This window comes from Flavobacteriales bacterium, from assembly GCA_016704485.1.
Classification (GTDB): domain Bacteria; phylum Bacteroidota; class Bacteroidia; order Flavobacteriales_F; family PHOS-HE28; genus PHOS-HE28.
On sequence record JADJAA010000002.1, the window covers coordinates 1,020,207 to 1,033,460 of the forward strand.

The 13,254-nt window shown below is 53.4% G+C and carries 16 protein-coding genes and 2 pseudogenes; 4 read left to right on the forward strand and 14 right to left on the reverse strand.

The features are described from left to right. Window positions 1-262: 262 nt before the first annotated feature. From IPF95_15455 to IPF95_15510, 12 genes and pseudogenes are all read right to left on the reverse strand, one after another. Complete coding sequence (locus tag IPF95_15455) at window positions 263-529, reverse strand: hypothetical protein (protein MBK6476083.1); 267 nt, start codon at window positions 527-529, stop codon at window positions 263-265. A gap of 8 nt (window positions 530-537) precedes the next feature. Then, window positions 538-786: a hypothetical protein gene (locus IPF95_15460; protein MBK6476084.1), complete on the reverse strand. Its 249-nt coding sequence runs from the start codon at window positions 784-786 to the stop codon at window positions 538-540. 434 nt (window positions 787-1,220) lie between these two features. Beyond that, window positions 1,221-1,841, reverse strand: coding sequence for a hypothetical protein (locus IPF95_15465; protein MBK6476085.1), 621 nt, complete (start codon window positions 1,839-1,841; stop codon window positions 1,221-1,223). 209 nt (window positions 1,842-2,050) lie between these two features. Then, complete coding sequence (locus IPF95_15470; protein ID MBK6476086.1) at window positions 2,051-2,482, reverse strand: Rrf2 family transcriptional regulator; 432 nt, start codon at window positions 2,480-2,482, stop codon at window positions 2,051-2,053. Between the two features lie 4 nt (window positions 2,483-2,486). Further along, the gene (locus tag IPF95_15475) at window positions 2,487-2,813 is read right to left on the reverse strand and encodes a metal-sulfur cluster assembly factor (protein MBK6476087.1); all 327 of its coding nucleotides are present in this window, start codon (window positions 2,811-2,813) and stop codon (window positions 2,487-2,489) included. After that, entirely contained in the window at window positions 2,810-4,099 is a 1,290-nt protein-coding gene (locus IPF95_15480) for a cytochrome C oxidase subunit I (GenBank protein ID MBK6476088.1), read from the reverse strand. Before IPF95_15480 ends, IPF95_15475 begins: the two co-directional genes overlap by 4 nt. Window positions 4,100-4,102: 3 nt before the next feature. Further along, complete coding sequence (locus tag IPF95_15485; protein ID MBK6476089.1) at window positions 4,103-4,912, reverse strand: DUF2249 domain-containing protein; 810 nt, start codon at window positions 4,910-4,912, stop codon at window positions 4,103-4,105. A gap of 111 nt (window positions 4,913-5,023) precedes the next feature. Then, entirely contained in the window at window positions 5,024-5,989 is a 966-nt protein-coding gene (ric, locus tag IPF95_15490; GenBank protein ID MBK6476090.1) for an iron-sulfur cluster repair di-iron protein, read from the reverse strand. Continuing rightward, window positions 5,981-6,250 (reverse strand): annotated as a pseudogene (locus IPF95_15495) (DUF2249 domain-containing protein). Before IPF95_15495 ends, ric begins: the two are co-directional and overlap by 9 nt. Beyond that, window positions 6,236-6,466, reverse strand: a pseudogene (locus IPF95_15500) (DUF2249 domain-containing protein). Before IPF95_15500 ends, IPF95_15495 begins: the two co-directional pseudogenes overlap by 15 nt. Window positions 6,467-6,614: 148 nt before the next feature. Continuing rightward, a complete protein-coding gene (locus IPF95_15505; GenBank protein MBK6476091.1) occupies window positions 6,615-7,367 on the reverse strand; it encodes a DUF2249 domain-containing protein in 753 nt (250 codons plus the stop codon). Window positions 7,368-7,613: 246 nt separating this feature from the next. Then, on the reverse strand, window positions 7,614-8,678 hold the full coding sequence (locus IPF95_15510; protein MBK6476092.1) for a T9SS type A sorting domain-containing protein: 1,065 nt from the start codon (window positions 8,676-8,678) through the stop codon (window positions 7,614-7,616). A 236-nt stretch (window positions 8,679-8,914) separates the two neighbouring features. Between IPF95_15510 and IPF95_15515 the strand changes: the two genes are divergently transcribed. Beyond that, window positions 8,915-9,388 carry a heme-binding domain-containing protein gene (locus IPF95_15515; protein MBK6476093.1) on the forward strand — a complete coding sequence of 158 codons (474 nt, stop codon included), beginning with the start codon at window positions 8,915-8,917 and terminating at the stop codon, window positions 9,386-9,388. Window positions 9,389-9,567: 179 nt separating this feature from the next. Here IPF95_15515 and IPF95_15520 read toward each other — a convergent pair whose 3' ends face one another. Together IPF95_15520 and IPF95_15525 are read right to left on the reverse strand one after the other, a co-directional pair. After that, window positions 9,568-9,993 carry a hypothetical protein gene (locus IPF95_15520; protein MBK6476094.1) on the reverse strand — a complete coding sequence of 142 codons (426 nt, stop codon included), beginning with the start codon at window positions 9,991-9,993 and terminating at the stop codon, window positions 9,568-9,570. A gap of 37 nt (window positions 9,994-10,030) precedes the next feature. After that, the gene (locus IPF95_15525) at window positions 10,031-10,462 is read right to left on the reverse strand and encodes a hypothetical protein (protein MBK6476095.1); all 432 of its coding nucleotides are present in this window, start codon (window positions 10,460-10,462) and stop codon (window positions 10,031-10,033) included. A gap of 38 nt (window positions 10,463-10,500) precedes the next feature. Here IPF95_15525 and IPF95_15530 point away from each other — a divergent pair, with 38 nt between their 5' ends. From IPF95_15530 to IPF95_15540, 3 genes are all read left to right on the forward strand, one after another. Then, entirely contained in the window at window positions 10,501-10,839 is a 339-nt protein-coding gene (locus IPF95_15530) for a hypothetical protein (protein MBK6476096.1), read from the forward strand. Window positions 10,840-11,257: 418 nt separating this feature from the next. Next, on the forward strand, window positions 11,258-11,737 hold the full coding sequence (locus IPF95_15535) for an MgtC/SapB family protein (protein ID MBK6476097.1): 480 nt from the start codon (window positions 11,258-11,260) through the stop codon (window positions 11,735-11,737). A 713-nt stretch (window positions 11,738-12,450) separates the two neighbouring features. Next, entirely contained in the window at window positions 12,451-13,254 is an 804-nt protein-coding gene (locus IPF95_15540) for an OmpA family protein (protein ID MBK6476098.1), read from the forward strand.

Genomic DNA, 13,254 nt, shown 5'->3' on the forward strand with positions numbered 1-13,254 from the left:
AACAACTACCTTGCTGGTCGCGAACTCGAAGACCATCAAATCAAGAGCAAGACTGACAATTCCGTTTTAGGCTGGATTTGTGTAAAGCAATCAGGCATCGTGTCGTACCCGAAGAACATGACCTACGGTTACGCTTTCACCTTGGACGAACTGAACGAATAGATTCCCGATCGAAAGACGAAAGCCAAATGTCCAAAATACTGACGGTCACCGGTTGAACATGTCCCCTTTCCAATTGGCGGGGTTGTCCTGATTTGGGAGGTCAGGTCTTCCTCCAGCGCTTGTATGGTTCTTGTCCATTGAACCAGATGTCCTTACTATCGAAAACGAAGTAGTACATTCCTGCCGTTGTGAAGAACCATAGGACGTAGCTCTCCCAGTCAGTACCATGGTGCCATAAAATCTCTCTGACAATCCAGAACCAAGCGTAGACGTTGAACGCAACGACGTACAGTCTCTTGAACCAACTGTTGACGCTAGGAGCGGTTCGATCGAACGCCTTAGCATATCGTTCTCTGTATGATGACATAGTGCTAGTTAAACGGTGACAGCGACATGATCTATTACTGCCGCAGACTCTTCCACGACCATGGATCTCTTCTTACCCTTCCTTGAAGACACCTCCAACGGTATGCCTCTTTCCCGTAGCACTTTGTGCGCTGTCCCGTCATCCAGAATCTTAAAGATCTTCGACTTAGCATCCTCCAAGGACTGATGCGATTTCGCCCGGTGTCCTTGCACATAGACACGGAATACACCGTGTTCCTTTGCAATGCGGAAGCGCATCTGTGATCGCTTGATATGCCAACCATCGGATTGTAGCCTCCACTGTGGAGAGGCGACGAAGCGATTGCACCTTCCGATTTGCCGCATCATTCTGCTCGCCTCATTCGTACCAGTAAGGTCATCACAACAGAAGGTACCAACCGTCATACTTTCCCAATTCGGATGATCGACATTAAACCTTGGCAGGGTCTCCCGTTTATAGGGGACCCTGACATGGCAAAGTACTACAATAAACTACTCGTCGTTCCTCCTCGCTTGTGGGCTTTCCGCTACGATCGCTCACGCGGAATACGGCGATATCCGATGATCCGGCATATCCCAAAACATTCGTTCGCACGATATGGTCCGGTTCCATGCGGAACGTGTTCGCACAACGGTACGCATTGCGGCATCCCGTTCATGGCATGCCATGTCGGGTCGACCATGGTCGACCCTTACCGGTGGAACCGATCCTTCCCCCAATTCGCCGGGTTGCCCCGGATGTATTTCGCGATGCGCATCCATTCCGCCTGATCGCGGATGATGCGGTCCCAATAATTGTGTTGCCATACAGGTGTACCACGGGGTAACGATGCATCGCGGTACGCGATGCGTGTAACCGACGATTTGAATGCCCGCACGATCCGTCCCAACGAACCGTGGGCCACGATGGGCATGACACGCGTTGTCGGTGCCGGTGGGTCCGTGGGCAGGCGTAGGGACCGATCATGATCGGTCCGGGTTTGTGCGTAGGGCGCGTTCCCGGTGTCATCATTCGTTGATGTTCCATGGTCACCGTGATCCGCGTTTTCGGGTGGTGGTACATCGGGCGTTGCATCGGGCGTTGCCGTATCGTGCGTCACGACGTCGGACGTTATGGTGTCGGACGTTATGGTATCGGCCCGATCATGATCGGGCCCTACGCGTTCCGGTTGTTGCAACCGTTCCCGTATCACCACGATCCCGTGCACATGGTTGGGCATCACCACGAACGCATCGATGTCCATATGCGGCATGTGTTCCGGTATGGCATCCCAACACCGTTGCGCCAATTCGCCGATGGGCGATCGATGCATTACACCATCCGCAATGTGTCCAAACAAATGGCGTCGGTCATCGGTACAGATGGTCAGGTAACCTACCTGTCGGCAGGCAGGTACGCGCCTTGTTGGGCGTAATCGTATCCCCGCATGCGGATGGTGCGGCGTTGCGGCAATTCGTTGGACATGAACGAATATCGGGATCAACCCTCACGCCTACAATTCACAACCAAGATCGCGCCCCCTCACCCCACCAAATACGTCAGCCCGTCGTTCACGCCTTCGTAGAGGTCGCGCACCCGGTATTCCTCGCACAGATTGCGGAACTGCTCGCGGATGGGCTTGAAGCCATCGTGGAACGGACACGGATGGCTGTCGCTGCATTTGCTAAGGCCCAGGCCGCATTGCTTGAAAACGTCATCGCCGTCCATGGTGTGTACGATCCGGATCACTGGCAGGTCCGCCTGTTCGGGTGAGATGTAGAATCCGCCACGCGGTCCTTTTAGGCTGCAGATCAGGTCCGCCTTCACCAGCCGTTGCAGCAGCTTGCCCACGGTGTGTTCGTTCTCACCGATGAAGACGGACACATCCTTCAGGCTCACCCGTTCACCGGAAGAGAGCTTGGAGCCGAGGAAGACCACGGCCTTGATGGCGGCTTTGCAGCTGAGGCTCAACATTGAACTAGTTGCCCAGGAACAGGTGACCCAGCTCCGAGATCATTTCTTGGGTCCAGGGTGGATCGAAGGTGATGTTCACGGTCACCTCGTAGCCCGGGAACGCCATCTTCAGCGCTTCCATGGTGTTGGCTTGAATGGATTCGCCCATGGGGCAGAATTCCGTGGTGAAGGTCATGGTGCAGGTCACTTTGCGCGCGTCGTTCTCACCGAATTCCAGTTCGTACACTAGACCGAGGTCCACGATGTTCAACCCGATCTCCGGGTCGTCCACGAACCGCAAGGCCTCGAGGCCGGTTTCGCACTTTTCGTTGTTGTTGGTCTTGATGTTCATTTCCGGAAGGGCTTGTGGATCACCAATTGCATGACGTTCCAGTTGTAAAGTACGGCGGTGGCCAGCAGTGCGATACTGCCAGCAGAGAGCAGGATCTTGGAGGAGAAGAGGATACCGCAACCGAAGAGGACGAAGCCCAACAGATAGGCCAGCGCCATGGCTTGGTATACGGGTTCGCTGAACAAGTCCTTCGGGCTGGGCATCTTGCCCATGGAAGCGCGGTGGCGATACACCTTGTTCCACACGATAAAGGGCAGCGTCTTGAAGGTCATACCCAAGATGATCGCGGTAAGCCAGCCGAAGAAGATGGTGAAACCATAGAGCAGCACCACGTTGGTCTGTGCTCCAGAGGTGGTCAGCAGCACGCCGATCAACGCCAGCAACACCAGCGTTGGTAGCAGCAACAGCGCAACCGCCAGTAGCGATGTTTTCATCTGGTCGTCCACCTTCTTCCGGATGCGTTCGTTGTAGGTCTGCTTGCAGTAGTAGGCGAAGAGCAGCAACGCCAGCAGCACCATGCCTGCGGGGATGAAGCTGAGGCTTGGGCTCCACCGGAAGAGGAACAGCAAACCGTAGAGCACCAGTCCCGCGTTCACTAACAAGTACACGACCCACAGCAGTTTCGGAGAGCTGTACTTGGAGATCAGGAACATGGGGATCAGCCGCGAGCCGACGCCCAGCACCAGCAGCAGGAACCAGCCCACCAGACCAAGGTGCGCGTGCAGGGAGAGGAAGTACAGCGAGTTTTGGGGCAGCACGAACATCGTAAAGTTGAACAGCATCGCGAGCCCGAGCGACACCGTGAGCAGCAACCAAATGGTGGCCGTAAAGACGAACACCGCGTGGACGTTCATCCGCTTACTCTCCGAAATACTGAAGGCGATATTGATGCTGTAAGCAAGCACGGCACCCGTAACCAGCGAGCCGCCCAATTGCGCTATCCAGCCCAAGTTGAAGGTGTAGAAACCATACACCAGCAGCGGGATTCCCACGGCGGCCAAGGCAAAGGACGCATGCCCCAACTTGGTGCTGTAGAGGTCGTTCTCGATCAGCACCGGCACCAGCTGATGGCTGGCGCCCAGTATGATCATGGTGGCCCAACCCAGCGCCATCACATGGGTAATGGCCAAGATGTGCGGCTGGAAATAATGCCCGGTGAACGCATCGCCGGAAGTAAGCAGCAGTAAGGTGGCCACAAGGAACGAGACCGCCCCGTAGACATAGAACGGGATCACCACCTTGTGCGAGGTGGTGCGGGCCACATTGCTGCTCAGGGCCGGACCCATCATTCAGGGCTTGAAGATGAAGAGCTTCACGTTGCCCTCGCTGATCTCCTTGGCGCGGTACTCGAATTTGCGTTCTTCCAATTCGGGCAGCAGGAACACGGGGATCCGCTTGTGGTCCACGAAAAGCGCTTGGCCCTCGGGAAGCTTATCCAACTCGTCCAAGATGGTGAGCATGGGCAAAGGCATCTCCAAATGACGCACGTCGATGGTGGTGGTGTGGCCCTCGAATTTCTTCACCCAAGTTTCGAAGTCATCGTCATTGCCCTTCACGGTGGCGTCGGGGATGGTGCTGGCTTCCGACTTGAAAAACCACGTGTGGTACGTACCGTCGTCCACCACTTCCGAGTAGGTTTTGAAGCCTTGTTTTTCCAACAGCAGGATCAGCGGGATCGGTTCAAAGTCGTTGATGATCTTCAGCGTTTGCAGGGGCTCCAAGGCCTTCACCTTTCCAAGGATCAGATTGAAGGGATCCTTGCCTTCGTTGAGGATGGGCCGCACGTCCAGTTCCAGCACGTTCTCCGGCGTGACCTGCTTCATGAAATCCGGCATGGGCGCAAGTGTCTTGACCTCCTCCCCGTTCACGGATCGGTCTATGCCGAAACCCAGCGGTTCCATTTTGGCGAAGAAGTCCTCCGGCGTTACGCCGCCGATCTTGCTGGCCATGCGAATGGTGGCGCGCGAGGCGATCAGTTTGCGCAGCAGCGGATTGCGCAGCTTGGTGTACTTGGGCGAAAGGCTGATGATCGCCTCCAAGGCCGCTGGGTGCTCCTTCAGCAGCGTTGCGATCTTGGTATTGGCGTTGATCGTGATCATAAGAGAAGATCGAACCGCAGATGAACGCTGATACACATGGATGTCGGACAGTAGCGTCCGCTCAATAACTGGTCCATTTCAGGCTGATCGGTGTTGATCCTTTTCATGTGTTCAGTGCATCGAACGTTCCAATTCCGCGGCCTTGGGGAAGAGGATATTGTTCTCCAAGTGGATGTGCACGTGGGTATCATCCTCCAACTCGTGCAGCGTGCGGTAGAGCAAGGTGTAGCTCGCGCAGGCGTCGCTCGGCAAGGTGTAGCCTTGGGTCACCTCGTTGATCTCGTCGAGCTTTCCGCCGACCGAAGCATGCTCTTTCATCAAGGTTTCCATGTTGTCCTTGAAGCGGCCCATGGTGCTCGCGGGCAAAGGCTGTCCGCTGTTCTTGGCAGCCACCAATTGCTTGATGTAGGGGAACATGTTGCGCTCCTCTTCGGGCAGATGTGCGTTGAATTCCGCAGCCACCTCGTCCACCAACTTGCGCACTTGGTGCAGTTCAGGATGGTTGTGCGCGTGTACTTGCTCCACCTTGGCCGCATACTGCTGCAGGTCGGGGATGGTCTTGCGCAGGTAGGCGTGGTGCGTGTTCACAATGAAGTCCGCCAGGAAATCGATGTTCCAATCGTTGTAAGGCAGCGCAGCTGAAGTGTTCGCGTGGTTCCCTTCGCGCAGCTCCTGCTCTATCCGGACGACATCCAGACCCTTGGCAGCGCATGCTTCCCGCACGGTGAGGTGGCCGTTGCAGCAGAAATCAAGGCCGTACTTCTTGAAGACCTCCGCCTTCCCCATGTCCTTGGTCACGATCTCCGCAAGAGTTTCAGATCCTACGCCGGTAGGCCGCTTGGTGATCTTCACCCTCCACCACGCAGGGCCTTGTTCCAGATATTCCCAGGTGAAGACATCGCCCATCTCGCCTTGCATCTGGTAGTACAAGGGCTTAGGGTCGTGGTCGTTGTGGATGGTGAGGCTCTCCCCTTCTTTCAGGGCATGGTAGCGTGCGAAAATGGTGGCGTGCTTTTCCCGTGGCGCCAGCTTCGTAACGTCCAAGTTGTTCCCTTCGGAAGTGTTCCCACCAGCGATGCGTTTGGTGATCTTCACCTTCCACCATTCAGGTCCTTCCTCCAAATACTCCCAGCCGATGGCATCGCCGTGTTCGGCCTCCAAGTGGTAACGCAGCGGCTTGGGGTCGTGGTCATTATGAATGGTAAGGCTCTCCCCTTCCTGCAACTGGTCAATGCGCCCGAAAATGGTGGAGTGTTTGATCGCCGGTGGCAGCTGGGTCACGTCCAAGATGTTCCGGCCGGCCTCGTTGTTGCGGGGTGCTTGCTTGGTGAGTTTCACCCTCCACGACACAGGTCCTTTTTCCAAGTACTCCCAGCCGATGGTGTCTTGGTGCGTGTGACCCAACTGGTGGCGCAGCGGTGCTGGATCGTGATCGTTGTGGAGGATCAGGCTTTCACCTTCCTTGAGTTCGGCAATGCGTGCGAAGATGGTGGAGTGCTTCACCTGCGGCGCCAGCTGGGTAGCGTCCAGGATGTTTTCGGTTGTTGTTTCCATGGTTTGCTTGATGATCGGTAGCGGATGCAAAGGTAGGAAGTAAAAGTCATTAAAAGTATTTTAATGCTTTTATCCGGCACGAGGCAGAAGGACCGATCGACGACCTTCGATCAATACGCATTGAGGAGTCAAAAAAAGTGTGCTTCGGTCAGGCCTTCGATACCTTCACCTGCCACACCTCCGGCCCGGCTTGCAAGTACTCCCAAGTGAAGGGCAACTTGTTCTCCGCCTCGATCTGGTAATAGAGCGGCTTGGGGTCGTGGTCGTTGGTGAAGATAAAGGCCTCACCGGGCTTCAATTCAGCGAACGAATCGAAGACCATGTCATGGCGCTTCGCCGGGTGGAACGGGCGCACATCGAAGGTGTTCACCACCATGCTCGTTGCCTCCTCCGGGGGCTTCTTCCCTATCTCCTTGCGGATATGCACCACGTACTCGCCGGGTTCCTTTTTGAGGTAGGTCCAGCTGAACTGTCCTTCGAAACTGTCGCAGAAAATGTTGTGGATCTCGGTGGGATCGGTGGCCGCGATAAGCTCCATGATGTGCCCCTCCTCCATCATGCCGTAACGGTGGAAGACCACGTGCCGCAGGTCCGACGGATCCATTTTGCGCAGGTCCATCAGTGTGGAGATGTCCGTGAACTCACGTCCCACGGAGTCCTCTTGGCGCGTCACCATCACCTTCCAATCGCGACCGCCACGCTGTAGGTATTCCCAACCCACCACATCGCCGTGGATGGAACGGAACTCATAGTACAGTGGCAAAGGGTCGTGGTCGTTGATGAAGATGAAGCGCTCACCAACGGGCAGTTCCTTGAACAATTTCAACAGGGTACGGTGGCGGTCCATAGGCACCATTACGCGCACATCGAGTTCTTGGGGAAGATGGGCTGAGTCGGTCATGTTCGCTTGCGGCAGTAGCTCGTTGCCGCCGGGCAAAGTACAAGTCGACGATGATCTATGGGCTGACGTTCATCAGCAGGCGGAGCGTGAACTAGAGCATATGGTCCGCCGCCATCAGTTGGCGTATGGCCTCGGATCTTCGGATCAGAATGATTCCGGTCTGGTGATAATTGCTGGCAACAAAGCGTTGTGTTTTGTCCGCATGCGTGATGGAGCAGAGGCGGAACAGATCTGCTTTCAGAAAGCCTACTGCTTGATGAACCAACACGCCTTCGGTTGCGGACCCATGGTGCGCGCGCAGTACGATCCTGCGGGTAGCGATGCGATGTTGAGGTCAACGGTGCTACCGATCCGTTCTTGGGCAATGGCCATTGACTGGCCGAGCGCATTGAAGATCTGGGCAGAAGGGTCCGACTCATCCAGCCGGATCGTTAACTGATCAGAGGCTGGGTTAGGCCATACCAAAAGTGTGTTCCGGTCTGGTGTATAGGTTACGGAACGCACCTCGGAAATGGCCTCCGTACCGTCATGATCGATCTGCTTCAAGCGGTAATAGGAAACGCCTTCCAAAGGTGATGGGTCCCGTGTGCCATAGGTATTCATCAGTTGGCCATCGCCTACTCCATCCACTTCAGAAACGGACTCCCACACTACGAGATCAGCACTTCGCTGCACTTCGAAACCGGCATTATTATGCTCACTTGCTGTTGCCCATTCGATAGCAACCCCGTTGGTCGCCGGCTTGGCATCAAAACGCACCAGTTCTATGGGGAGCGGACTGGACACGTAGACACTGAAGTTGTCGAACAACATGCCATACGATGTGGTGAAGTCGGGCTTGATGCGTAGCGCATGGCTCGTGGATGTTGCGGTGAAGAACAACCGTTCGCGTAGCATGTTCCACCCACCTGTACGGGTAACGACAGCACTGAGCGCACCTGCAACAGATACCGTTACGGAAACTGTAGTGGGCGTGCTGGGACTGGCCCGGCGCGTTGCGTCAAATTCGAGGGCATAGACGGCACCCACTATGAAACCGGTAATGGTCTGGCACAACAAGCGATCGTCTGCTGTAGAGCTTGCATTGGTATGCCCGTCCACCTCGGCTACTTTGTCCGATCCGGTGCCGCCATAAACACTGGCTGCGTTGACCTCCATATCGCAGGTCCATCCCGTAGTACCGCTTTCAAAGCCGGGGTTGGTAACGGTTTGTGCAAATACAACTCCATGGCTGAACATAACAAAGCCTAGCAAAAGCCACGCAATGAAGGTGTCATGTAGGTACTTGAAGAGGATGGTCCGGAATTTCACGTTGCCTTCTACGGCAGGGCCAGATGAAGGTTCGGAGGAATCGAGGATTCCTTGATGGCCGCTCCTTAGTACTCCGATGACACGGAAGAGCCTATTTGATCGTTGACCGATCGATTTTCAAGCCGGATCCTGGGAGGGCATCACATTAAGGTGCATCTACTATTAACTGACCATGACATTGGTCATTATCAGAAGCAACAACGCGCCATAACTTTAGTGGAATACAACCCGAAACCATGATCAAGCGCGTCCTTTTAATTGCACTCGGTATTTTCTTGGTGGCCCAATTGGCCCAACCGGATCGGAGCGTTCCCGCTATCGATCCAGCACAGGACATGTTGACGGTTACCGGGGCTCCTGCGGAGATACAGCAGCTCGTGATCGGTGCGTGCTATGATTGCCATAGCTATAAGGTGAACTATCCGATGTGGGCCTACATCACACCCGTGAATTTCTGGGTACAGGACCATATCAACGAAGGGCGCGAAAAGGTGAACTACTCGCGCTGGGACCAATTCGCAGGAAACCACGAGGCAGCGGAGAGTGGAGAAACCGTCGCAGAAGGTGAGATGCCGCCGAACAACTACGAAGTCATGCACGGCCATGCACAGTTGACGGCTGCGCAGAAGGAGACACTCGTTGCTTGGTTCGATGCCAACATACGGGGCGGCAAAAAATCCAGTTCACACAAGGAGAAAGAGAAGGACTGATAGTGTCAATTTAGAAATGGTCATGGGTTTCTCTGGATGCAATAGCAATCATCCAGCTAGCATAAAAAACGCTTACCATCCTTACTTCCCGAACGCAAAGAACCCCGGACAGCGCCGGGGTTCGTTCTTCGTAAATTGTTGTTGATCAACGGCTAGAACCAGTTGATCGAAAGGAAACTTTAACGCGATACCAAGTGCAGTTCGAGACCTCCTCCGTTGTCCTGCAGCCAAAGCTCGTCCTCTTTCAAGCGTAGTATCTCATACGTCCTATCGGCGGCGTCGTTCTCGAAATCCAAGCGCAGGTCTTCCTTGCTATCTTCAAAGGACCATGTTCCGGTGGTCTCAAATTCGAAACTTAGCGATCCCAAGCTGTAAAGTGCCGCCAAGGTGGCGTCACCATTACTCAGGAGCTGAAGTTCATATTGATCGAATGAGGAGGTAACATCATTGCCACCATTGGTCGCCTTATCAACGCGCCAAGTATTGGATATGCGTTCGGTCTTGGATCGCAGGCTGAACATTGGGCCGTCATCGTATTTCTTGCAACTCGTGGCGAGCAAGGTCACCGTAAAGGCAAGAAGAAGTGTTGTGCGTGTATTGATCATAATGCAAGTTCTTATCTGTTAGTTTGAATAGATCGGGTCACTGTGATTTCAAGTGAAGTTCAAGGTCATCACCCACCTTATGCAACCAAAGTTGGCTTTCAGTAAGTCGACGGATCTGATAGGTACCATCCGCAGCATTGTCCTCGAAGTCAAGCACCAGCTCTTCATCGTCGTTCTGGAAAGCCCACGTACCATTGGTATCATACGTAAAATCTGTACCGAATACGGTGTATGTTGCCAAGAGCGTAGCATCTCCACCGGTGGTAAGGGTGAGTACGTAATTGTCGAAATCCGCTGTCACATCATCACCATCAGCAGTAGCTTCCTCTATGACCCATGTATTGGCGACACGTTCGTTGCGTGGTGTAAGATTGATCAGTGGACCTTCATCGTACTTCTTACAACCTGTAACGAAGATGGTGAGCAGAGCGGCTCCACATAGGAACCCGAGTGGTCTAAGTTGTTTCATGATGCTGCTAGCATAGCAATCTTCACGCCACGGTCCAAATGGCCTTTAAACTTCCTAGTTCCCCCGTGATCATTGCGCATGGAACACTATCCATGAAGACCTTGCCCGTTGTTCGTTGGGGTATGAAAGGAACAACTGGTGGCGATCATTCCACAATTCAGCAAGCACCCACTAGTGCCTTCACAGGGTCGGAGACCGATGCTACACCAACAGATCGTTCTAGTGCATCGAAAATGGACGTCCAATTCAATTCCACTTCTACATACGCCATCTTTGTAAGATCGTTGTGCAGTGTGTGGGGTAAGTTGGTAGCGCGCGCAACTTCTAGCAGCTCTATCAGCACCAATTTCGCTCCGGTTAAGTATCTGATCCTGTAAAATGCACATACTCCAAAAGCTCCGGTTCGCGGACCTTCAGCACACGACCATATTCCTCGTAGGAATTGTTCTTCCACTTCCCGATCCTAACACTGCAACCCCTTCCCTTCCGATCTGTTTACGTGCGCGTTCTCATCATGAAGCGTGCTAGCTCATCGGGTTCGATAAGGCATTCCATGCACGACCGATATCGAAACGGAAGATCGCGGTAACCTCTGCTCTATGAGTACTACCATCGGTATTGTTTCAGATACTATAAGACAACGATGGGTGCACAGTACCGCGACCCATTTTCCGCTCACGATACAACCTGCCTGAACTATCCATACGATCTTGAACCACGCAGCTGATGTATATCCTCATGGACTAATTCCGAGCTGCATTATTATTGCGGTCGGCTTTTTGTTGGTCTGTGACCATGGACTATGCATACGAAAGAGAGCTCTGGATATTGCTTGATGTAGGCATTGCAGCACTGCTCGCGGGCGCAGTTGGCTTGGAACGCGAACTCGATAAGAAACCAGCTGGCCTACGCACCAATATGGTGATCGGTGCGGTTGCTGCACTATTCATACTACTGGGCAAGATCGTCATTACCATCTACGACACCAGCCTATCTGAAAATGTGGAGATCACCACTGATCCTGTACGTGTGTTCGAGGCTATTGTGGTCGGGGTCAGTTTCATCGGGGCCGGCACCATAATGCGATCCTCGAATGGAAATGGAGTGCAGAATTTGACCACAGCGGCTTCACTTCTCCTAAGCGCAGGTATCGGCATCTCAGTAGCGCTTCATTTATATGTTCTTGCTGTTGGCGTGGCACTACTTGCATGGGTGATCAATCACTTCATGGGCATATTCGAGCGAAGAATGATCCATGATGAGATCGATAAATGAACCCGAGCACATCTTTTGATCGTTCGTGAAATGCTAGCAACAAGATAATCCTCGACGAATTGGCTATTGGATGGACACCTTTAACCTGATCCCAGTTCCAGTGATGCAGCCATTAGCAGCTCAGTTGAATTGAAGACGACTTCCGACAGAAGAACCTAGATGGTCATTCGAATGATATAGCGATGCTATCCACCGTATCCTGTCGTGATCAGTACATCCTTTTTATGAGACGGGCCCGTCAAGCTTGAAGAAGTAATAGATGGCGACTATCGCAACTGCGAACACTCCTATGCAAAGTAGCCAGAACGTTCTCGCACTCAGTTCTTTCCCCCGCCATCTGGGTCTTCCCCAGAGCCTATCGGTATTTTTGGCTGCACGCTTGTTACTTTCCATGGTGATGGTTGCGTGCAACAAGGATGCCGCGCTGAAGACCAATGAAAAGGGTCGTGTAACACTACATTAAATAGGACCGTCCAGATACGCAGTATGTTATGACGGCATTCCACGCTGCTGCCCGTTGCTAAGCTTAATTCTTTATCCATGCCGTTTTCACAACAAAAGGGGAATGGATTGCCCCATCCGTGTCATCGCCACCTCACTCTTTGAATAAGGTGGACTAGTCGTAATAATGCATGCAAGCGAAGCTCAGCCTAAAAAATAAGGTAAGCTTCAGCGTGAGAAGCCCCCAGGCACACCATTCGCTAATGGAGGGCATGCGCCTTCTAGCCCCTACCCTTGTACTTGTCGCATTAATGGCGACCAGTTGCGTCAGCAAACGAAAGTATGTTTCGGCTACTGATACGGTAGATCGTTTGCGAGCCGATAGTACCGCTATGGCCGCTGAGGATCATGCTTTGCGCACTCAGCTTTATGGTCTGCAGGACTATGCCAAGCTTACGGCTGATGAATTGGAGCAACGCAAAAGCGAATTGAGCGCAACGCAAGCAGAGCTTAAGACAAAAGCGCAACGCATGGATGAATTGGACCGTCGCCTGAATGCACAGAATGAAGCCATGGATCGTCTACGCAAAAAAGTGAGTGATGCATTGATCAACTTCAAAGCTGAGGACCTAAGCGTAACCCTGAAAGATGGTAAAGTATACGTGACCTTGAGCGAGCAATTGTTGTTCGCCAGCGGTAGTGCCAAGGTAGATCCCAAGGGCAAAGAAGCGTTGAGCAAACTCGCTGATGTTCTGCGAGCCAACTCGGATATCAGTGTAATGGTGGAAGGCCATACCGACACTATTCCCATACGAACGAGCAACTTCAAGGATAATTGGGACCTGAGCACGGCCCGTGCAACAAGCATAGTACGGATGTTGACTGACACATATACTGTTCCAGCACAACGCGTGCAGGCTTCAGGACGAGGTGAGTACATGCCTATCGCCAGCAATGCAACAACTGAAGGCCGCGCAAAGAACCGCCGCACAGAGATCATACTCGTTCCGAAGCTTGACGAACTCTTTGAGATCGTGGGTTCCGGACCCGCATCCACCAAACCAAAAACACCTTGA